This window comes from Wukongibacter baidiensis (assembly GCF_050888315.1).
GTDB lineage: Bacteria > Bacillota > Clostridia > Peptostreptococcales > Caminicellaceae > Wukongibacter > Wukongibacter baidiensis.
In genome coordinates this window covers 4,258,909-4,279,388 of record NZ_CP138202.1, presented here as the reverse complement: position 1 = coordinate 4,279,388, position 20,480 = coordinate 4,258,909, and the positions used below count along the sequence as shown (strand labels likewise).

Annotated in this window: 18 protein-coding genes and 1 riboswitch; of the genes, 4 read left to right on the top strand and 14 right to left on the bottom strand. The window is 32.5% G+C overall.

Annotated features, from left to right (window positions below; translation table 11 throughout):
- Nucleotides 1-131 precede the first annotated feature (131 nt).
- Both metK and R9X47_RS19245 read right to left on the bottom strand, forming a co-directional pair.
- Nucleotides 132-1,319 (bottom strand): methionine adenosyltransferase, encoded by a 1,188-nt coding sequence (gene metK / locus R9X47_RS19250; RefSeq protein ID WP_432662654.1) that lies wholly within the window; start codon nucleotides 1,317-1,319, stop codon nucleotides 132-134.
- Nucleotides 1,320-1,584: 265 nt separating this feature from the next.
- A riboswitch (SAM riboswitch) is annotated at nucleotides 1,585-1,689 on the bottom strand.
- Between the two features lie 268 nt (nucleotides 1,690-1,957).
- The gene (locus tag R9X47_RS19245) at nucleotides 1,958-2,425 is read right to left on the bottom strand and encodes a COG2426 family protein (protein WP_432662652.1); all 468 of its coding nucleotides are present in this window, start codon (nucleotides 2,423-2,425) and stop codon (nucleotides 1,958-1,960) included.
- A 420-nt stretch (nucleotides 2,426-2,845) separates the two neighbouring features.
- Between R9X47_RS19245 and R9X47_RS19240 the strand changes: the two genes are divergently transcribed.
- The gene (locus R9X47_RS19240) at nucleotides 2,846-3,571 is read left to right on the top strand and encodes a tRNA 2-thiocytidine biosynthesis TtcA family protein (protein ID WP_432662651.1); all 726 of its coding nucleotides are present in this window, start codon (nucleotides 2,846-2,848) and stop codon (nucleotides 3,569-3,571) included.
- A gap of 1 nt (nucleotide 3,572) precedes the next feature.
- Nucleotides 3,573-6,392, top strand: coding sequence for a phosphodiester glycosidase family protein (locus R9X47_RS19235; RefSeq protein ID WP_432662649.1), 2,820 nt, complete (start codon nucleotides 3,573-3,575; stop codon nucleotides 6,390-6,392).
- A gap of 165 nt (nucleotides 6,393-6,557) precedes the next feature.
- Here R9X47_RS19235 and R9X47_RS19230 read toward each other — a convergent pair whose 3' ends face one another.
- Nucleotides 6,558-6,917, bottom strand: a complete 360-nt coding sequence (locus tag R9X47_RS19230; RefSeq protein ID WP_432662648.1) for a hypothetical protein — start codon at nucleotides 6,915-6,917, stop codon at nucleotides 6,558-6,560.
- A gap of 325 nt (nucleotides 6,918-7,242) precedes the next feature.
- On the opposite strand from R9X47_RS19230, the gene R9X47_RS19225 reads away from it, so the two are divergent.
- Together R9X47_RS19225 and yyaC are read left to right on the top strand one after the other, a co-directional pair.
- Nucleotides 7,243-7,416 (top strand): aspartyl-phosphate phosphatase Spo0E family protein, encoded by a 174-nt coding sequence (locus R9X47_RS19225; protein ID WP_432662647.1) that lies wholly within the window; start codon nucleotides 7,243-7,245, stop codon nucleotides 7,414-7,416.
- A 123-nt stretch (nucleotides 7,417-7,539) separates the two neighbouring features.
- Nucleotides 7,540-8,058, top strand: a complete 519-nt coding sequence (yyaC, locus tag R9X47_RS19220) for a spore protease YyaC (protein WP_432667667.1) — start codon at nucleotides 7,540-7,542, stop codon at nucleotides 8,056-8,058.
- 238 nt (nucleotides 8,059-8,296) lie between these two features.
- On the opposite strand, the gene R9X47_RS19215 is transcribed toward yyaC, so the two are convergent.
- The 11 genes from R9X47_RS19215 to R9X47_RS19165 form a co-directional block, all read right to left on the bottom strand.
- Nucleotides 8,297-9,247 (bottom strand): AEC family transporter, encoded by a 951-nt coding sequence (locus R9X47_RS19215; RefSeq protein WP_432662646.1) that lies wholly within the window; start codon nucleotides 9,245-9,247, stop codon nucleotides 8,297-8,299.
- Between the two features lie 11 nt (nucleotides 9,248-9,258).
- A complete protein-coding gene (locus R9X47_RS19210; RefSeq protein WP_432662645.1) occupies nucleotides 9,259-10,437 on the bottom strand; it encodes a hypothetical protein in 1,179 nt (392 codons plus the stop codon).
- Between the two features lie 248 nt (nucleotides 10,438-10,685).
- The gene (locus R9X47_RS19205) at nucleotides 10,686-12,410 is read right to left on the bottom strand and encodes a phospho-sugar mutase (protein WP_432662643.1); all 1,725 of its coding nucleotides are present in this window, start codon (nucleotides 12,408-12,410) and stop codon (nucleotides 10,686-10,688) included.
- Nucleotides 12,411-12,732: 322 nt separating this feature from the next.
- On the bottom strand, nucleotides 12,733-13,953 hold the full coding sequence (locus R9X47_RS19200; protein ID WP_432662642.1) for a patatin-like phospholipase family protein: 1,221 nt from the start codon (nucleotides 13,951-13,953) through the stop codon (nucleotides 12,733-12,735).
- 20 nt (nucleotides 13,954-13,973) lie between these two features.
- Nucleotides 13,974-14,423, bottom strand: a complete 450-nt coding sequence (locus R9X47_RS19195) for a VanZ family protein (RefSeq protein ID WP_432662641.1) — start codon at nucleotides 14,421-14,423, stop codon at nucleotides 13,974-13,976.
- Nucleotides 14,424-14,626: 203 nt separating this feature from the next.
- Nucleotides 14,627-15,418 carry a hypothetical protein gene (locus tag R9X47_RS19190; protein WP_432662639.1) on the bottom strand — a complete coding sequence of 264 codons (792 nt, stop codon included), beginning with the start codon at nucleotides 15,416-15,418 and terminating at the stop codon, nucleotides 14,627-14,629.
- 18 nt (nucleotides 15,419-15,436) lie between these two features.
- Nucleotides 15,437-16,318 (bottom strand): LCP family protein, encoded by an 882-nt coding sequence (locus R9X47_RS19185; protein ID WP_432662638.1) that lies wholly within the window; start codon nucleotides 16,316-16,318, stop codon nucleotides 15,437-15,439.
- A gap of 282 nt (nucleotides 16,319-16,600) precedes the next feature.
- A complete protein-coding gene (locus R9X47_RS19180) occupies nucleotides 16,601-17,875 on the bottom strand; it encodes a glycosyl hydrolase family 28-related protein (protein WP_432662636.1) in 1,275 nt (424 codons plus the stop codon).
- 267 nt (nucleotides 17,876-18,142) lie between these two features.
- Complete coding sequence (locus R9X47_RS19175; protein WP_432662635.1) at nucleotides 18,143-18,832, bottom strand: HAD family hydrolase; 690 nt, start codon at nucleotides 18,830-18,832, stop codon at nucleotides 18,143-18,145.
- Nucleotides 18,825-19,841 (bottom strand): ATP-grasp domain-containing protein, encoded by a 1,017-nt coding sequence (locus R9X47_RS19170; protein WP_432662634.1) that lies wholly within the window; start codon nucleotides 19,839-19,841, stop codon nucleotides 18,825-18,827. Before R9X47_RS19170 ends, R9X47_RS19175 begins: the two co-directional genes overlap by 8 nt.
- Nucleotides 19,801-20,409 (bottom strand): sugar transferase, encoded by a 609-nt coding sequence (locus R9X47_RS19165; RefSeq protein WP_432662632.1) that lies wholly within the window; start codon nucleotides 20,407-20,409, stop codon nucleotides 19,801-19,803. The genes R9X47_RS19170 and R9X47_RS19165 overlap by 41 nt, the downstream gene beginning before the upstream one ends.
- Between the last annotated feature and the right edge of the window lie 71 nt (nucleotides 20,410-20,480).

Below are 20,480 nucleotides of genomic sequence, written 5' to 3'. Positions count from 1 at the left end.
TTAGCTTAAAAGTATCAATCAAAACATAGTGTCATAATTTTAGATAATCAATTTGATATTGTCAAGCAATAAGAAAGACGGCATCCTTGCCGTCTTTCTTAATCTTTAGGCTCTTAACAAAGGGCCGATTATTATTCTCCAAGTCCTTCTTTTCTAAGTATTTCAGCTTTATCAGTCTTTTCCCATGGTAAATCTATGTCTGTTCTTCCAAAGTGTCCATATGCAGCTGTTTGTCTATATATAGGTCTTCTTAAATCTAAATCCTTTATAATAGCAGCTGGTCTTAAATCAAAGTGCTTCTTAACAAGCTCAACTAATTTTTCTTCAGATACCTTTCCAGTTCCGAAAGTTTCAACTAATATAGAAACTGGCTGAGCAACACCGATAGCGTAAGCAAGCTCTAATTCACATTTATCAGCAAGACCTGCAGCAACAATATTTTTTGCAACGTATCTTGCAGCATAAGCAGCTGATCTATCAACCTTAGTTGGATCTTTTCCTGAGAAAGCTCCACCACCGTGTCTAGAGTATCCTCCGTAAGTATCAACAATAATCTTTCTTCCTGTTAATCCTGCATCACCTTGAGGTCCACCTATAACAAATCTACCAGTAGGATTGATTAAGTATCTTGTGTTTTCATCTAATAATTCATGTGGTACTATTTTATTTACTACATTTTCGATCAAGTCTTTTTCTATTTGCTCACGACTAACCTCTGGTCCATGTTGAGTAGATATAACGATAGTATCAACTCTAACAGGCTTATTGTCCTGATATTCTACTGTAACCTGAGTTTTACCATCTGGACGAAGATACTTTAAAGTTCCATTTTTTCTTACTTCTGAAAGTCTTCTAGCAAGCTTATGGGAAAGAGCGATTGGTAGAGGCATTAATTCTGGAGTTTCATTACAAGCAAAACCAAACATAATCCCTTGGTCTCCAGCACCGATAGCTTCAATCTCATCATTCATTTCACCAGCTTTGCTCTCTAATGCTTCATCTACTCCCATAGCTATATCAGGAGACTGCTCATCTATAGAAGTAAGTACTGCACAAGTATCAGAGTCAAATCCATATTTAGCTCTAGTGTATCCAATCTCTTCAATAGTTTTTCTTACGATCTTTGGTATATCTACATAACAAGTAGTAGAAATTTCACCAGCCACTAATACTAATCCTGTTGTAACAGAAGTTTCGCATGCTACACGGGCATTAGGGTCCTTTGCAAATATAGCATCTAGGATTGAATCTGAAACTTGGTCACAAATCTTATCTGGATGCCCTTCTGTAACAGATTCTGATGTAAATAATCTTTTCAATTCCTTTTCCTCCTTGTGTATAGAGTTCTTAGTAAAACTCAATTTATACACACACAAATACTCAGCATTTTTAGGAGTTTTTAGGATGTATAAATCAATAGCTTTACTTGAATCTCTGTTTAATTCATATTAAAATAATTTTTTGTTGTTATTTGAATATTTTTATCAAGATAATATTACTTTTTTAGTATGCCCTCAATTAATCATTTTACATATAATGGGCACTAAAAAACCTCTTCCGCAAGAAGAGGTTTTAATCACAGATTCCTCATCTTCCAGAATATCATATTCCGTAGGACTTAGCACCGTATACATTGTACCGGTTGCTGGACTTCATAGGGCCTATTCCCTCCGTCGCTCTTGATAAGGTGAAGCAAGTTATTCAATTTGACATAAAAATAGTACCATATATATATATTCTAGTCAACATATTTCTACAAAAATATTTTTATATTACTATTTTTTTTGTTATTTGAGCAAATTGCATAATTACCATCTAAAAAAATTTTCTACTATATATAGTCTTAAACTCCCTAGAGCTTTACCTCATTTATTATGCAATTCTGCCAAGTTAGAATTATGCAGTTTCCTCACTTAAGTACTATCTATTCAAAACCTACAGGCTTAAACTTACTCATCTACATATTTCTAGCTGCAAAATAGCTTAAAAATGTTATTATAGATGCCGCTATAGTATTCCCCATGAGTATTGCAAAAAATGCATGCTTGATTCTAAGATTAAATAAAGCTGCAGCTACAGACCCAGTCCAGACACCAGTTGATGGTAACGGTATGGCAACAAAAAGAACTAATCCAAATATACTATATTTCTTTATGTTTCTAGCCTTTCTCTCTACTCTTTTGATAAGCCATTTTTCAAATTTCTCTATCATCAAAATGTTTCTCAAACTAGCGAAAAAAGGTTTTAAAAAGAATAGCAAAAAAGGTACAGGAATCATACTACCTCCTATGCATAATAAAGCTGCATGTAAAGGATTCATCCCCCTCGATATAGCATAGGGAATGGCCCCCCTTAATTCTATTATTGGAAGACTGGAAATCACTAGTATTTTCAATTCTCCCGACAGAAAATCCCATAGGTTCACCTTTTATCACCCACTATATATAGACCTGTGTTTGTATAATTGACATTTTATACAAAGTTATTACATTAAATAGTGCACTTTTTTATCTGTTCGATTTATAACTTCTATATAGTTAACATATAACCCCTAAAGATAAGACCTTCCAACATCTATAGAATATCATAACGAGTAGATCTGTGCTACTTTATATAGTTTAAATTCCCATCTCAAGAAATACATATTGTAACACATATTTAATTATTTTTTAATTATGTTAAGCTTTGTTATTAAAGTATAATTATTGTATGGAAAACTAATAGAAGCTTTGCTGATAACAATAAACAATTAGCTATCAAAATAACATGTACAATATTATTTCTTATTCTCACAAAATAAGTTTTATGACTAAATTTTTATACATTACATAAATGAGGGATTAGATTGAGAAAAATTTTAGGCTGCATTAAGAAGGCCGTTATAGACTTTGATATGATTCAGGATGGAGATGTTATAGGTGTTGGAGTTTCTGGAGGGAAGGATAGTGTTGCACTCTTATATGCCCTTAAGCTTTTCCAGAACTTTTCACCGGTGAAGTATGATCTCAAAGCCCTTACATTAACACTTGGCTTTGAAAATTTTGATCTAACTCCTATTAAAAAGATGTGTGATGAACTAAATATAGAATACATAATAAAACCTACAGAAATCGGAAGGATAGTATTCGAAGAGAGAAAGGAGAAAAATCCCTGTTCTCTGTGCTCTAGATTTAAAAGGGCTGCCCTTCATAGCCTTTGTAAGGAAAATTCAGTAACTAAATTGGCCCTTGGTCATCATATGGATGATGCAATTGAGACTTTGTTTCTAAGTATGTTTTATGAGGGTAGAATTCACACATTTAACCCCGTGACCTATCTTAGTAGGAAGGATCTTACAATGATAAGACCTCTGATTTATGCTGAAGAAAAAGAAATAATAAAGGCAGTCAGAAGACATAATCTACCTGAAGTAAAGAGTCTCTGCCCTGCTGATGGCAATACCAAAAGGGAATACATGAAGCAATCCCTTATGAAATTTTATAAAGATATACCCCATGCAAAGCAAAATCTATTGAACGCATTAAAGAACAAAAAACAGTTAAATATCTGGGAAATAAAGGAGGATAAATAAGTTGAACTTGAAAAAGAGCCTTATTAAACTATTGACTACAGCTTTGATTTTTAATACCGTTATTACCTTTTCCTTTGCTGACTTTGTTGAGATCCATGAAGAAAGATCCTCAGAAAATATATCTAGGGGTGTAGTTTACGAAAAAATATCAAGGTTTACCAATAGAGGTTGGTTAAATATGAATATCCTCAGAATTGACCTTGATGATAAATATACTTCTTTAGATGTAATAACAAGTGAAACTGGAATGTCAGGCAGAGATGCTTTAACGGGTCTTGCTTCTAAGAATAAATCTGCTAGTAGGATTATAGGAGCTGTTAATGGAGATTTTTACGATACAAAAGAGTTTTCAACAATTGGCCCCATAGTTAGGGATGGCGACCTTGTTACATCATCCAAAAACAGTCCTGACTTTGCTACCTTTAATATAGATAATGATGGCAAAGCCTTTATAGATTATTGGGCTGGAAATACTCAAAAACTTATGAATTTAGATAATGATTACATATTAGATATTAACCATAAGAATAAATCTTATGTTAATAACGGTGTTATTCTCTTAGATAAATCATGGGGAAAACTTTCCTTTGGTAAAGAGAAACATGAAAACATAGTAGAGCTGATTATTATTAAAGATAAGATAAAGGAAATTCGAGATAATCTTGAGGCCATAGAGATTCCTGAAGATGGATATATTATAGCCGCTGCCGGTACCACAAAGGAGCATATACTGAATAACTTTTCAGTTGGTGATAGGGTTTTAGTAGATGTTTCAAGTACACCTGACTTCAAAGAACTTGCATTAGCTATGGGTGGAGGAGCTGAAATACTAAAAGATGGAAGCATTCCCGATGAATTCTCCCTTAACATTTCTGGAAGTCATCCAAGAACTGCCATCGGTATTAGCCAAGATAAAAAAGAGGTTATCATGGTAACAATTGATGGCCGAAATGCATCTTATCCCGGTGTAACGCAAAAAGAACTAGCCGAAATTCTTCTTGAGCTTGGAGCTTATAATGGAATCAATCTTGATGGTGGTGGTTCCACAGAAATGATTGTAAAATCTTCAGGTGACATGGAGCTAGATATAGTAAATCATCCCTCTGGTGGTTATGAACGACGTATTATGAATGGTCTTGCCGTTCTAAACAATGGTCCAGAATCCTCACTAAAGGGCATAAAACTAGATACCTCCGATAATAATATTTTTATTGATACGTCAAGGGAACTTTTTATAAAGGGATACGATAAAAATTATAATCCTGTTGAAATAGATCCAACTGAAGCTGAATGGAGTATTGAAGGAATAGAAGGAAGGTTTGTTGAGAATAAATTTATTCCTCAGAGTGTCGGAAAGGGAACTATAACAGCATCCTATAGAGGAAAAACTGCTTCTATTGAAGTAAAAGCTCTTGATAATCCAATAGAACTAAAAATATCTCCATCGAAGATATATGTAGAGTCTGGAAAGCAAGTACCTATATCCGTAATCGCTACTAACGATGAAGGATATGAAGCAAGAATAGACTCAAGTGCTTTAATTTGGTCAATTCCAGACAATATGGGGAAAATAAAAGATAACACATTTATAAGTACCGATAAAGTGAGCAACGATCTAATAAAGGCATCTTTCTATGATCTTAATGCTTATATACATGTTTCAACTGGTCTTTTGAGTACTGTTTTAGAAGACTTTGAGAGCTTGAATGGGAGCTTCCTGCCTTATCCTAATGAAGTTGCAGGAGACCTTGAATTATCATCTAAAGAGAAGTCCGGTGACTCTTCTGTTAAATTAAGCTATGATTTCAGCAATGCAAATGATACTAAGGCTGCCTATATTGTCTTTGATAATGATGGTATCCCTATGGAAGAGAGACCTGAAAAGCTAGGAATGTGGGTATATGGTAACAAGGGAAATAGTCATTGGCTTAGAGGAAAGCTAACGGATTCAAATGGAAATTCCTTCAGTCTGACTTTTGAAAGATATGTTGACTGGGAAGGGTGGAAGTTTGTAGAGGCATCTGTTCCTTCTGGAGCTGTAGCGCCTTTAAAACTAGAAAGATTGTATTTGGTTGAAATAGAGCCTGGCTACAAAGACTCTGGATATATTTACATCGACGATTTGACAGCCTTCTATAAATCAAAGATCAATAAGGAAATTCCAAAGGATACTGTTGTTTACTCTGATACAAGAAATGTTTCTGTGGATCTAAAAAATGAAAATTCCTTTAGATTTTTAGCCCACGGTGGAATCTCAGATATGGATACATTGTTAGACAACCTTGTTGTAAATAAACTTTCCAATGTTTCCAATGATGTGGACTTAAGTCTATTTACAAATCAACTGGATGATAAATTGAAAGAAAAGTTATCAAAGGATTATATGGTTGTGGCTTCTGGCTATTCCCATACTAAATTTAAGAATAGCTCATTTATAAAGCTTAATAACAATAACAATGGTAGTATCAGAGCAACTGACTACAATCAATGGACTTGGTTACTTAATACACTTAAAACAATAGACTCCGACAGCCTTTTTGTTACATTGCCAAAGCCTTTAAGCTTCAAAGATAAGCTTGAAGAAAAACTATTCCTTGATACCCTTAAAAACCTCAAGGAAGACAAAAATATAGATGTTTGGATATTTACGGGTGGAAACGATAAGAATTTTGAAGTTGAAGCTACCGATGGTATAAGGATAGTCAAATTAAAAACCTATCCTACTCACAACAAATTCGATTATAAGCAGCTTAAATACATGATATTTACAGTAAACGATGGTCATGTAACCTATGAGATAAAGGATATGTATGAGAAATAGCGGCTAGCTACTAGCTCTAATTTAAGTCAATTCTATTAGGTCTACAAAAATTTATTAGCTAAAAATTTCTGGGAACGGTTAAACCGTTCCCTTAGTTATTTCCTATAACTCTTCTCTTTTTAATCTTTTCCTAGCAGCTAGCAGCAAGTAGCTAGAAGCTCATCCCTACTTCACCATTTCATTCAAGATCATTAATTGCTCATCAAATAGATTTTCGCTTAACAGCGTATAAATCATTTCTTCCTTTTTTTCTCTAGAAATTTTTAAAAGCTTCTTAAGTTTATCAGTATTATACTTGCCCATGCTCTCTAATATGTACCTTATCTCTTCCTTCTCAAATATTTCTAGTTTTCCTACTTCCTTATTGCTGTAAAATTTAATAAATTCATCTAATGTTTGATTATCTACTTCATGGAATACTTCATCATTTCTAGCGGCTTCGCTTTTAAAACTTGTTACAAAGTTTGATAGCTGAAGATACTTCTCATTGCCAAGCATCCCATCGCTATCTGGATGTAAATACATGATTGCCTTTGTTGTAGTAAAGGTTACTACAATCACTAGTATAAGATATATTTTTCTTTTGATAATTCCACCTCCAAATCTCTAGTTATTATTTTTATCTTATTTAGTATTCTCGTCAAAAATATTTTTTTCTATTCCTTTAAAAGAATTAACCTCTGTGTGTAATTTTGTTGAAATCAATAGAATATTGTCATATAATTTAATTAGTGCATATCATTAATTATAAACATCTTAAGAGAAAGATAAATTCCTCTGTTGTAATAATAAATGGTTGTTAATTTTTTTAGGGATAAAGTTATTTATATATATGGAAAGAGGTTTTATTATGGACAAAAAAAGCAGCTTAAGTACTAGAATAGAAAAACTTAGGGATGAGATATCAGAGAAAATAGATGGAAATTTACATAATATGACCATTGATGAGCTTGTAAGCAAAAGCAATGAGCTTAATAAATTAATTGTTGAATATCATAAATTGATAAATACAAATAATGATTAGATGTATTTTCTTGCATATTTTCAAACTTTCTATGAATAATCTGGGTTAAAACATATAACCCCCTCATATATATCATATGAGGGGGTGTTTTTTCTTTTGAGCATAAAAAAAAATCTTGACCCAATAACTAAGGCTAAAATCCACTACAAGGACAAATATGCCATTAATATTCTATCAGAAAATTTATCTAAACGACTCAGTAAGGATGCCATAATAGTATGCATTGGTACCGACCGATGTATTGGAGATGCCTTAGGCCCTTTAGTTGGAACCTTACTTACAAGGGGACAATATAAATATCCCGTTTATGGAACATTAAAGAATCCAATACATGCCGTTAACCTTAAAGAAGAAATGAAAAAAATAAATAGTAAACATAGAAATTCAGATATAATCGCCGTAGATGCCTGTCTTGGTGAAGAAAAATATATAGGTAGTATTCAAATAAGACATAGTCCAATTTTTCCAGGCAAAGGTGTCGGTAAAAATCTCCCCTCCGTTGGGGATATTTCAATAGTTGGTATAGTAGATAAGTTTACCTTTGATGATTTTTTTCCTATTCATAACATCAGACTCAGTTTAGTAATGGAAATGGCTGAAGTAATTGGTAAAAGTCTATTGAGGGCTGCTAACTACGAATAGAGCAAATTGCATAATTCTATCTTAAACAACTTACTGTATAGAGTTGCAAGTAAATCTTAATTTATACATATCAAAATATCCGATGCTTCTTGGGATTTTTGATGTGTATAAATTAAAGTTTTGACTGGAATCTCTATACAATATATAGTTTTAAAATTTCTTAAGCCATACCACCAAAATATGCTCTATTTTAAATACTTAAATTAGGGATGATATTCGCATATGCAATTCTGCCAAGTTAAAATTGTGCAATTTCCTTAGTTAACATTACTATAAGTGGTATCGTAAATACAGAGAAAAGTGTTGATAAAAATACTATCTTAGATGTTAGGTGATAATCGTTATTAAACCGAGACGCCATTATTGCTGCATTAGCAGCTGCAGGCATTGCAGTTATTATTACAGGAATAGATACTAAGTATCCACTAAAGCCTAAAGCCTTTAACACACTCATCACTAAAATCGGCAAAATTAATAATCTAATAGCACACACTATAAAAGTTTTAGTTTCTGTAAATATCTCAGAAAACTTAACATCAGCAAGTATGGAACCAATAAATATCATAGCCAGGGGAGTCGTAAGACTTCCCATTATATCTAGGGTCTTATATATGGTATAAGGTAATTCAATTGAAAATAGAAACAGCATAAATCCAATAATAACTGCAACCATTCCTGGATTTATAAATTTCTTTATATACCTTATCTTACTATTACTACTTTCTTGGCCTTCACCCTTATTGTTTCTAGTTAAAAAATATACTCCAATAGTCCAAGTCAAAATATTAAAAGAAATATTATACAGGGCAGCATAAAAAACCCCTATATCACCCATCAATGCTTTAGTTACTGGATATCCCATGTAGCCAACATTTGAGAAGGTTATGACGTATTGATATACATCCCTAGTCTTTCCGCTAACCTTCATAATATTAGTTACAAAAAAAGAAAAGGCTATGACAAAAGAATATACACAGGCCGATATAATAATTAACTTTCCACTTTCAATCAAGACATCGGGCTCAAATGAAAAATTCATAGCTTTTATTATAAATGCAGGTAATGCTACATTCATAACTAGATTGCTTATATCTTTATTCATATCATTCGATATTACCTTAAGCTTCTTTATGATATATCCTACAATAATCAATAAAAATAAAATAATTACCTGCTCTAGTGCTGCCATATCCTATCCCCTTATTCCTCATCATTTAAAAAGTCAAAAAAATCTTCATATCCACTATGGACAAATTCATATAATATTGGAGTATCCGTCTTAAACTCACCCTCCAATTCCATCATACCTTTAAAATCTTTACCACTAAAATATTTTTTTATCGCTTCTAAATTTTCCTCTGTGAAGGTACTAACCGCTAATTGATTTTGAGTAGTAATAAAATATACAGCAAATATGTCTCCATTTAAGTAGTATACGGGATTCTTAACATGATTATTATTAGAATTGAATTCCGTATATAGAAATCCAGTCTCATGGATATTTTGCATTGCATTAGGCTTATCTCTATCTAAAATCTCAGCAACCTCTATCAGATCATCAATAGAATAAACCAAAATATACTCAGGCTTTTTAAGCTGGAAAGTAGCTTCTATCGATGATATCTTCATCCTATTATCTACCATGGCATAAGCAACCCTCGGACCATCTTCAGTTTGTTTTACACCTATCTTAGAAATTATTAATTGGTATCCCTTATCTAAATCAACCAGAGATTCCACATTATAATATTTTATGTCCTCTTCCGTATATAAAGGTTCTATCATATTCTTAATGAGGGTATAGGCTTTATCTGTCGGTTTGAATTCCTTCGCTTCATCATTTATACATAAATGCTTCTGTCCCCATTTATCCATTCCAACGGCCCTCATTACAAAGTAATTTATGAGTTCAATATCATTAGTTATATCTTCAGATATCTTTTTCCATATTTTCATTTCAAATTCTTCATCCGCATTTATTTTAACATTTAATAAAAAGTCATACTCCTCCATACCTTGGGGAAGAGCTTCATTATTATTGATGTTTATCCTATAGCTCTCATTAAGCAGATAGACGCCTTCCTTTTTAGATATTCTTACAAATCGGCCTCCAAGACCGCCCATCATTTTAGCTGAAATAAAATCGATTTCTTCCTGACTTCCATTTATTAAACTTTCGTATCCGTCAATACCATATTCCTCAAAGTCTAAGTGAAAAAATTGAATATATTCATTTCCTTCTTCATTCTCCCAAAAGAGCTTCATACCTACTACACCCATAAGTCTAGTATTCGTCACATAGCCCCTTTTAAATTTATATTTTGGACCTGAAGTCTTTCCGCCTCCGCCCTTAATTACCTTAAATATAGACTTTTTCATTATCTACTCCTTGTTTTTGTCATTACTATCTATCTTACTTCATTATATTCTAACATATAGGATTTACATAGTAAAACTTAATTTATAGGTGTACAAATCCTCAACTTTTTTTGAAGTTTTGGACATCTATAAATTAAATTCTTTACTTAAATCCATAGATATTTTCTTAATTTTAAGGCTTCTTAGCATATCCCAAGTAACAAAACTTTAAGGGAAAAGACCTCTAAAAACTAAGAGCAGGGTTTCCCCTACTCTATCTCATCTATCATTTCCAATATTTCACTTTTAATAACATCTAATTTATTACTAGCTTCCTCATTATCCTCTCCTAGGATGGAAAAATATATTTTAATCTTCGGTTCAGTACCAGAAGGTCTAACGGCAAACCATGACCCATCCTCTAAAGTAAAATGAAGTACATTAGACTTTGGTAAATCTAATTCCTTCTCCATACTTGCCGATACCATCTTAGCCCTTCCATTTAAATAGTCTCTGACTATATCAACCTTTATATCTGATATCTTGAGTGGAGAATTATTTCTAAGACTCTCCATTATTCTGCCTATCTTCTCTAATCCTTCCTTGCCCTTTAAAACTATTGACTTCAGGACTTCTTTATAATAACCGTGTTTTTTATATAAGTCTTCAAGTCCATCCAATAAAGTCATATTCTTCGATTTATAATACGCTGCCATTTCAGCAATCAATAGTGATGAAACAACTGCATCCTTATCCCTTACGTCTGTTCCAACTAAATAACCGTAACTCTCTTCATAGCCGATAATAAAGTTCTTATCTCCCGCTTCCTCAAACTCCTTTATCTTTTCTCCTATGAATTTAAAGCCTGTTAATGTATTTATAGTTTCTACACCATAGCTCTTAGCTATCCTACTTCCAAGCTCAGAAGTAACAATGGTTTTTATTACAAAGCTATTCTTAGGTATGTTTCCCATAGAGGATAATATGTAATCAACAAGTAGAGCTCCCGTTTGATTTCCAGTCAGCACCTGGTACTTACCCTCTCTATTTTTAACAACTGCTCCAACCCTATCACAATCAGGGTCAGTTCCAATAATGATATCGGCACCCACTTCTTCAGCTAGGTTAATTGACATGTCAAAGGCTTTACTTTCCTCTGGATTTGGAGATTCCACAGTTGAAAAATTACTGTCGGGGACTTCCTGCTCTTTGACAGGGAAAAAGTGCTTAAACCCAATCTCAGTCAGGACTCTTTTTACGGGCATAGCTCCAGTTCCATGTAAAGGAGTATAGACTATTTTAAAGTCCTCCATCCCTTCTATCACATCACTTCTAAGGGATAATGATTTTACCGTCTCTATATACTTGTTATCAATTTCTTCTCCAATAATACTAATAAGTCCCTTGGCCTCGGCATCTTTTTCCTCTAGATATTGTACACTACTATAATCTTCAATCTTTCTAATTTCATCTATAACCATATTGGCATACTGGGGAACAAGCTGTCCTCCATCTTCTCCATATACCTTATATCCATTGTATTCTGGCGGGTTATGACTGGCTGTAACCACTATACCTCCAGCTGCCTCAAGTGACCTTACAGCAAAGGATAACTCCGGCGTAGATCTCAAGGACTCAAAAACATATGCCTTCATACCGTTTCCAGCTAAAACCTTGGCGGCTTCCATAGCAAATTCAGGAGATTTATGTCTTGAATCAAAGGCAATAACTACGCCTCTTTCTTTAGGATTCTTCACAGTATTTAATATATAGTTAGCAAAACCTTGAGTCGCCTTTCTAACGTTATACTTGTTTATTCTGTTTGTTCCAGCACCAATAATCCCTCTAAGTCCGCCGGTTCCAAATTCAAGGTCCTTATAAAATCTTTCTTCAATTTCCCTTGGATTATCCCTTATACCTTCCAGTTCTTTTTTTGTCTCTTCATCAAAATATGGATTTGAAATCCATTCTTCATATTTTCTTAAATGCTCCATGCTTATTACCCCCGTATTCTAAGAGTTTCTTTTCATATAGATTAAAATAACATTTAAACAATTAAATGTATACTAAATATATCTCAACTTTACTATTTTTATGCAAAGTCATACAATTTTATAATTAATTTTATGCAAATTGTATAGTTTAACCCAGATTATTTATGGAAAATTTGAAACAATGCAAGTAGTTTTAATTCCTAAGGCCTTCATTAAACTTTAAGTTATACTAAAATAGTACGTCGAGAATTTAATGGATGTCTTAAAAGAAAGGAACATATCAGCATTTTAAATTTTCTATGAATATTCTGGGTTATTATTTCTATGCAGTAGAATTTGATATTAAACTTTCAAATAGTTCGTTTGCTATCTCATCCAATATATCATCCTTTACAGTTTTAAGGAGCAGGTCACTTTGTTTTAAAACCCTTGGTATAATATCTGATATTTTACCCCTAGATGGTCTAAATTTATTTGTAACAGTATCTTCAAAATCCTTGTATCCATATACTTTAAATCTCTTAACTCCATATTCCTTAGCCACCCTTTCATACAGGGCTAAGATAATGTCTTCATACCTTTCATCCCTACCTACATCTAAAAGTTCCCCAAGCCTTGGAATTATATGCTCAAACAACATTCTTCTATAGGGCATATCTTCAACTCCCAAAATTCTGCCTATCTTCAATATCTTTTTTTTCCCAAGATTTAAGAAGTAGTTCATGAAATAATCTTCATCATTTTTCGACTCAATATAATATTTATTACCCTTTAGCCCCTTAAAAGTTCTTAAGGTATCGAAGTAACCAAGATTTAAATTCTTCCTAGCCCTCTCCTTAGTAAAGTCCAAGGTCATCCCAAGATCTTCCGAGGGATTTATATAGGTAATATTAATTCCATCGGTTCTAAATCTTCTTCTTCTCCCTAAACCATAGAGCCTAACCACGATCAAGTCTCTATATCCCCTGGAAACTAAAAGTCTCATTGGTAAATTATCATAAAACCCACCATCCAGATAGAGTTTACCCCGTATCTTTTCCAGTTTAAATACCGGAAGATAAGCACTAGCCACAAGATAGTTTATAAGTTGTCCCTTCGGTATATCCTCTATAAAAAGCTCCAAGGGTCTTAACTCACTTAATGAAACCGTCACAATCCCTAAATCCTTTTTAGATCCTCTGATAGTATCCTCGCATATAAACTCCTTCAAAAGGCTCTTCAGCGGTGATATATCGAGACCTCTACTGCCCAATATCTTTTTCGCCTGCCCTACCATATAGTGGACATTCTCCGGTGTAATATCGAATTTCATTAGTCTTTCTAAAATATTGTCATCTATATTTATTACCCTTGATGGGGTCATATTATACCAGATGTCATAACATTTCTCAAACTCATCTTGGGCAATTATAGCTCCGTTCAATGCTCCAACCGATGTCCCTGATATGCCCTGTATTTCAACTCCAAGCTCCTTCAATGCCTTCCATGCACCTATTTGAAAAGCTCCCTTAGCTCCTCCGCCTTCTAATACTAAACCATTCATATCATCACCTCCATTAGCTACTAGCACTTCCTTATAACATTATATGCTCTCTCTAAGATAAGTGCTAAAGCCATCGCTAAGACTATTCCTATTCCATCTATAAACACATCAGTCAATTTTCCACTTCTATCACTTATGAATTTTTGATGTATCTCATCCATGGAAGCATAAAAAAGGCATATTATGAAGGCCCTAACGAAAAGACCTTTACCTCTAAATCCACCATGAAATAGGGCATTCATTACAAGAATACCAAGTACAAAGTACAAGGAAACATGGGCTGATTTTCTAACTAAATAGTGTAACTTATCATTATCAATACCTGTTACGATTTCATCATAATTTTCAGATATATGATCAGTAATTTGCTGACTCTTCGATTGTGACACATTCCCCTGCTGAGAAGAAAAGTTGAAAATTACAAAAAGCCAAACTATTACTAACAATATCGGCACTACTCTTCTAAACATATTTCCCCCTGGATACATTATTCTCTCGATTCTTTTCTATAGATATGCAACCTCAAAAGTTTATTAAACCTTAAAGTTGCTTATCTCTAGATTCTATACAAAATTATATCATTTATATACTAGGAATATACACTTTTTGGTAAATAAAAATAGGGACTGTAAGTCCCTATTCAAAGTTAACAAGGTGTTAGGATGTTAAATCCCTATTTACCAAATGCTTTTTTAAAAAGTTCCTTCTGTCTCCCACTCTTTTCCGATTTATATTGTTTTTCCGCTTCATTAACAGCATTGCTTTCTAAATTATTAGCTTTCAATTCGACCTTCATTTTCTCTAGAAGAGAGTAAAATCTTCTATCACATTCACCTTCCAGATTCCTACCTAATTTTAGATATTTAATACCTAATTTGAACTTTTGCTTTGCTTTTCCCTCATCGCTTAATGCACAGTACTCACTTTTCGCCTGCTTTAAAAGGTTATCTATCTTACCCTCATACTCGGTTCTAAGATTCTCAAATAATCCAGTGTATTTTTTTACTATTTTAGCCTCCATAGCTTCTGGAGTAAGCTTAATTTTGTCAGGTTTTTCTTTAGATCCTACCGATATACTTGTCTCCTTGGTAGGAGCTTTACTGACCATCTTAACTTCAGCATTATTTTTCTTAATTTCTTGGTTATTAGTTTTAGTTTCTGCCTTTATATTAGATGATTTCTTATTATCACTTTTTTTAATATTATTATCTTTATTGCCTACTACAATCTTAGTTGTCTTCTCTGTATTCCCTTTCGCTGTCCTATCTTCCGTATCATCTTCTGAAATAATTTTATCTTCATCTAACTTCTGAGTATTTACTATCTCTTGATTTGGATTATCGATTTCCTTCTTCCGATCTACTTTATCATTATTATATATATTCCTATTTTGACTATTGGAGTAATTGCAACCTATTAACAGAAAAACTAAAATTACAACTGAAAAAAATAATTTTCTATTCATTTTTTCATTCCCCATAAACTAATTTTTTTCCACACCGTATATCTCTAACATTATCTCCTTAGATTTTTCCTGATCATAAAAGTAGTATGCCCACTTCCGACCACCGACTTCCTTATACTTTCCTCTTCCTGGTAATGTTCTTATTGAAATACTCTCTGTTTTGATACCTAATGTCTGAATAGCATAGGATAATACCTCTTGCTCAGTCATATCCGTTTGAATATTTTTAAGTGTTTCCTTTATAGTTGGTAAAACTTCAATACTAAATAATTTTTGAATTGCGGATTTTATAAACTGCTGCTGAGCTCTAATCCGTCCTAAATCACCATCTGAATATCCCTTCCTATATCTTAAAAATACTAATGCATTCTTACCATCTAAATTCTGTTTTCCCTTTGGAATATTTTCAATTTGTTGTGGAATATCTACCTCTACTCCCCCAAGGGCATTAACAATCAACTCGACACTTTCATAATTCAGAGTGACATAATTATGCACAGGTACTCCACCAAGTATCTTGCCTATAGCTTCCATTGTTCCTTTTTCCTTACTTCTTCCGTATTTAGCATTTATTTTTCGCTGATCACCATTATCGTAGCCTTTTTCATAGTAATATGTATCTCTCGGTATAGATATCATGTCTATTTTTTTAGTTTCAGGATCAAAGCTTATAAAAACTATGGTGTCAGTTCTTGGTCCGGCTTCCTTTCCTAGGAGAAGAACGTTTTTTCTCTTACTGATTTTTATTGCTTCCTCTAGTGTGGATGGTTCAGTGACTTTAAGCTGGGGGTTTTTTATGTTTTCAGATTGGCTCTGCTCTACAGCTTGACATATGTTAGTGTGTAGTAAAAAGTTTATACATATTAATAGTATTGCTAGACATATGCCTTTTATATACATTGCATCACTCCATATGTATAGAGTTACAAGTAAATCTTAACTTATACATATCAAAAAATTCGACGTTTCTGGGAATTTTTGATGTGTATAAATTAAAGTTTTGACTGTAAGCTCTATATTAGATTTTTATTTTAATTAATATATATTTTCTTTTTTTAATATTATTCTCCTAATATAATATTTAAAGAACTTGAAACAAAAATGCTAAGTGAAGTATTTGACATGAGAAAAACACTTCACTTAAGCATGAAATTAGGTCTATCTACCCTACAAGGACTCACATCAGTTTCCCACTATATTTCCCATTGCATCTCTCCATTTACTTCCATCATATATAATTAACTTATTTAGAGTTGAATCATAGTATTGTTGGTACTTAATTGGATTGGATGGCCTGCTATTGCTAGATCCACCATGGGTAGCAAAATTTCTAAGTTGCTGTGTACTCTCATCAAAGTAAAAATATTTCCCGTTATTATAGAAATATAATCTACCTGAACTCAATACTATTCTATTATCATCGGTAGGAATATAATCTTCTTCAGAATTAAATTTATTCTTGTCAATTAAAAATATATTTCCATGCACTAGAGGATCTCTTAAAGTCGTCTTATAACTTAAATATCCACTACCATAGGTTGGCATTTTTATTCCTTCACTATTTTCTATATATCCGTCTAAAGTATACAATCCATATAGCCTAGATATCTTTTCATCAAATTGTTTCACCAAAACATCATTACTATCATCACTATCTATTTGTACATTAGTTAAGTTTAATTTCGAATCTCCATATAACTCTATACCCTTATAGTTTTTACTTTGTATCCATCCATTAGAACAGTTTAAAAGAATTTTATCTTTTAGAGTTATACAGCGCGAATTATCCCCAGGGCCAACTTCTGCGGAGAATGTATCAAGGTATATAGCAGTTGACCACTTCTTACCATAGTTCACATAAAATGCACTTTTTTGACTATATCCCGTTCTAAAATTATTAAAATAGATATAACTAGATGGTATCTTATCAGAATCTATCTCAACATTATTCCCTCCAAATTTTTCGATGTTCAGACCACTAGTATATAAGTAATATATCCCATATATCTTCAATCCAACTGAATCGTAATGTTCTGGATTATCAGTACCAACGAGAGATATGTTATCCAATTTAATATTTCTAATATCCTTTTTACCATCACCAATCTGAACACATGGCTTTGTTGTATCAAATGGCGTCAAATAGGAACCTGAATAGTTGTGTCCTCTTTCACCAGCAATTGTTATATTCGATTTAAGAATAGTTATATTACATTTATATTCTCCTGGGGGTATTACTATAATGCTTCCTTCCGGCGCTGCCTCTATAGCCTTTTCAATAGCTTTAGTATCATCAGTAATTCCATCACCCTTAGCGCCAAATGCTTTTACATCTATAATCCCTAGGTCATTTTGAATTTTATGCATTTCTACTAAATACAGAAAAAAATTTCCTAATATAAATATTGCCACTATAGCAATAATCAATAGAATTGGTATCTTTACCGATCTTCTCATACTTCCTCCTTTTTCAATAAATAAATTGAATATCACCTATAAAGAGTTCAAAGTAAATCTTAATTTATACATATCAAAATACCTGATGATTCATGGGATTTTTGATGCGTATAAACTAAAGTTTTGACTTGAATCTCCATAGAATCAGGCTTTATTCACTATATAATATTAATTTTGAATGGCTTTGTGACCCCTAGCCATTACTTCTAATATATTTCAGAAATTTGCATTTTATAACATGTCTATTTTCCAAAGGAGGTTAATCTGCTAATATTGCACATAGTTCAATGTAATTAACTCATTTAGGCTTGTAACTTTGTATTTTGCATTATACTTTTCAGACATATTTAATTCACTATATACTCCATCCTTTCTTGTAATAGAAACTGTTCCCATCCCAAGCCTATTTGCCGTTATAAAATCCTTTTCTATATTATCTCCTACATAAATCATCTCTTCGTATTCTAATCCTAACTGCCTTTGAACAATTTGATATGGTACCTCGCTTGGCTTCCAATATTCTCTACCTATTTCATCTGTAATTACAATACAGTCAAAGTATTTATCAATATCTAATACTCTGAGTTTGTTTTTTTGAGTTACTTCATATCCATCGGTAATAATACCTAACTTAACTTTTTTATTATATAGATAGTTAATAATATACCTTGCATCATCGCATAACTTGATTTCAGGACTATGATTACGATAAAGTTTAATTAAATCTTCAATATATTTTGATGAATAACCTAATCCATAGGAATCCAGCAATCTATTGAATACGTTTCTTTTATTTAAATTAAACAGTCTTATCATGTCGGATAATACACCTTGTGAATGTAAGTCTATTTTATAGTCCTTTTCTATTTTCTTTGAAACAACTTTGAAACCACTAAATATATATTCTTTTTCATGTATCAATGTGTCATCTAAATCAAAGATTACACCTTTAATCATTTTTTATAACACATCCTTCATCGTCCAAGAAAACCGATTGATCGTATCTAAGAGCTACTAAATTTTCTTTGTAGTCTTCGTTATACCCCAGTTTTTCTTCCATCAATAGCTTGTAAATATATTTAGGTGTATCTGCTCCAGCAGTGACACTAATAGGAGCTCCACCTCCAAACCTAGGATTTATTTCAATAAATTTTATATTCTTCTTATCGTCTTTAATACATTGGATTGTAAGCGGTCCAATAGGTCTTAAAAGTGGTATCATTCTTTTAACTTCAGTTATAATACTTTTATCTTTTATAATTATTCCCTTTGATACCTCTCCTGATCTAGTTTCAAGTCTTTCCCTAGGAACTATTGTGATAGGGTTCCCCTCAAAATCTACAAAAACATCAATCGTATATTCCTTGCCACAAAGGAATTCTTGAATCATTGGATTGGAAACATAGCTTCTAAAAAACTCAAGCTCCTTGTTATTATTTATCTTAAAGGTATCTTTACTAGAACTCCCATCGAAAGGCTTTATAAATAAAGGAAATTTATACTCATTATTTTCTATGTCCTTTTCAGTTATTACTTTTGGAGTATCAAACTCATTATCTTTAAAAAATCTATGGGTTTTGAACTTATCTCTACTAATCTCAATAACTTCTTTTCTCGAAACTAAAACTTTGGCATTACTTAGTTTCTCTAATTTCTCTTTGTTATCTGATAAGACAGGTAATTCTGTGTCTATTGTGGGGATAATTAAATCGATGCTATTGTTATTACATATATCAATTAGGGCTGTAATATAGCCTCTATCACAAACTTTAGGGACTAAATAATATTTATCACCATGATAAAGGCCCGGAGCATATTCGCTAATGTCTACGACAATAATTTCACCATTTACACCTAATTCATCTCTAGCTTTTTTGAACCTTTGTATCAGTTCTATCCGTCTTCCAATACTTAAAATTAGTATATTATGTGTTCCACTTTTCCCATCCGGCTTCTTCATCTTCATATACATCTTCCCTTTTTATAATACTTCCAATTGTTTTAAAGGCAATTTTTATATCAAATAGTAAAGATCTATTATTAACATATTCAACATCATATTCCATTTTCTTATCCCAGCTCAAACTACCTCGTCCATTTATCTGTGCTAAACCTGTAATTCCAGGTTTAACTATTAATCTTTGTTTTTCAAAATCATTAAATTCTTCGGCTTGACATTCAAGTAATGGTCTAGGTCCAACAATACTCATATCCCCCATTAAAACATTAAATAATTGAGGTAGTTCATCTAAACTTGTTTTTCTAAGCATTTTACCGACCTCTGTTATTCTAACATCATTATTATCTACTGGACTTCTTGCATATGAATCTGTATTACTATACATGGTCCTAAACTTGTATATAGTAAATGATTTACCGTCTTTTCCAGCCCTTTTTTGCTTGAAAAACGCGGATCCCTCAGAATCAGATTTTATAATAATAGATAATATAATGAGCAAAGGAGATAGTAGAATTATTCCCATTAAGGATACTGCTATGTCAATTAATCTCTTAATCATTTTTTCTACTAACATATAAATCCCTCTCTAATATAGATTTTGACTCATCATAGTTTTTGTATTAGCATGTATAGCCCTCTAAGCAA

Bases quoted from the DNA above. Each gene is read 5' to 3' on its own strand.
- R9X47_RS19230 (WP_432662648.1), bottom strand. From the start codon at position 6,917: ATGTATTTACATCCAGATAGCGATGGGATGCTTGGCAATGAGAAGTAT.
- R9X47_RS19225 (WP_432662647.1), top strand. From the start codon at position 7,243: ATGGACAAAAAAAGCAGCTTAAGTACTAGAATAGAAAAACTTAGGGAT.
- R9X47_RS19215 (WP_432662646.1), bottom strand. From the start codon at position 9,247: ATGGCAGCACTAGAGCAGGTAATTATTTTATTTTTATTGATTATTGTA.
- R9X47_RS19210 (WP_432662645.1), bottom strand. From the start codon at position 10,437: ATGAAAAAGTCTATATTTAAGGTAATTAAGGGCGGAGGCGGAAAGACT.
- R9X47_RS19205 (WP_432662643.1), bottom strand. From the start codon at position 12,410: ATGGAGCATTTAAGAAAATATGAAGAATGGATTTCAAATCCATATTTT.
- R9X47_RS19200 (WP_432662642.1), bottom strand. From the start codon at position 13,953: ATGAATGGTTTAGTATTAGAAGGCGGAGGAGCTAAGGGAGCTTTTCAA.
- R9X47_RS19195 (WP_432662641.1), bottom strand. From the start codon at position 14,423: ATGTTTAGAAGAGTAGTGCCGATATTGTTAGTAATAGTTTGGCTTTTT.
- R9X47_RS19190 (WP_432662639.1), bottom strand. From the start codon at position 15,418: ATGAATAGAAAATTATTTTTTTCAGTTGTAATTTTAGTTTTTCTGTTA.
- R9X47_RS19185 (WP_432662638.1), bottom strand. From the start codon at position 16,318: ATGTATATAAAAGGCATATGTCTAGCAATACTATTAATATGTATAAAC.
- R9X47_RS19180 (WP_432662636.1), bottom strand. From the start codon at position 17,875: ATGAGAAGATCGGTAAAGATACCAATTCTATTGATTATTGCTATAGTG.
- R9X47_RS19175 (WP_432662635.1), bottom strand. From the start codon at position 18,832: ATGATTAAAGGTGTAATCTTTGATTTAGATGACACATTGATACATGAA.
- R9X47_RS19170 (WP_432662634.1), bottom strand. From the start codon at position 19,841: ATGAAGATGAAGAAGCCGGATGGGAAAAGTGGAACACATAATATACTA.
- R9X47_RS19165 (WP_432662632.1), bottom strand. From the start codon at position 20,409: ATGTTAGTAGAAAAAATGATTAAGAGATTAATTGACATAGCAGTATCC.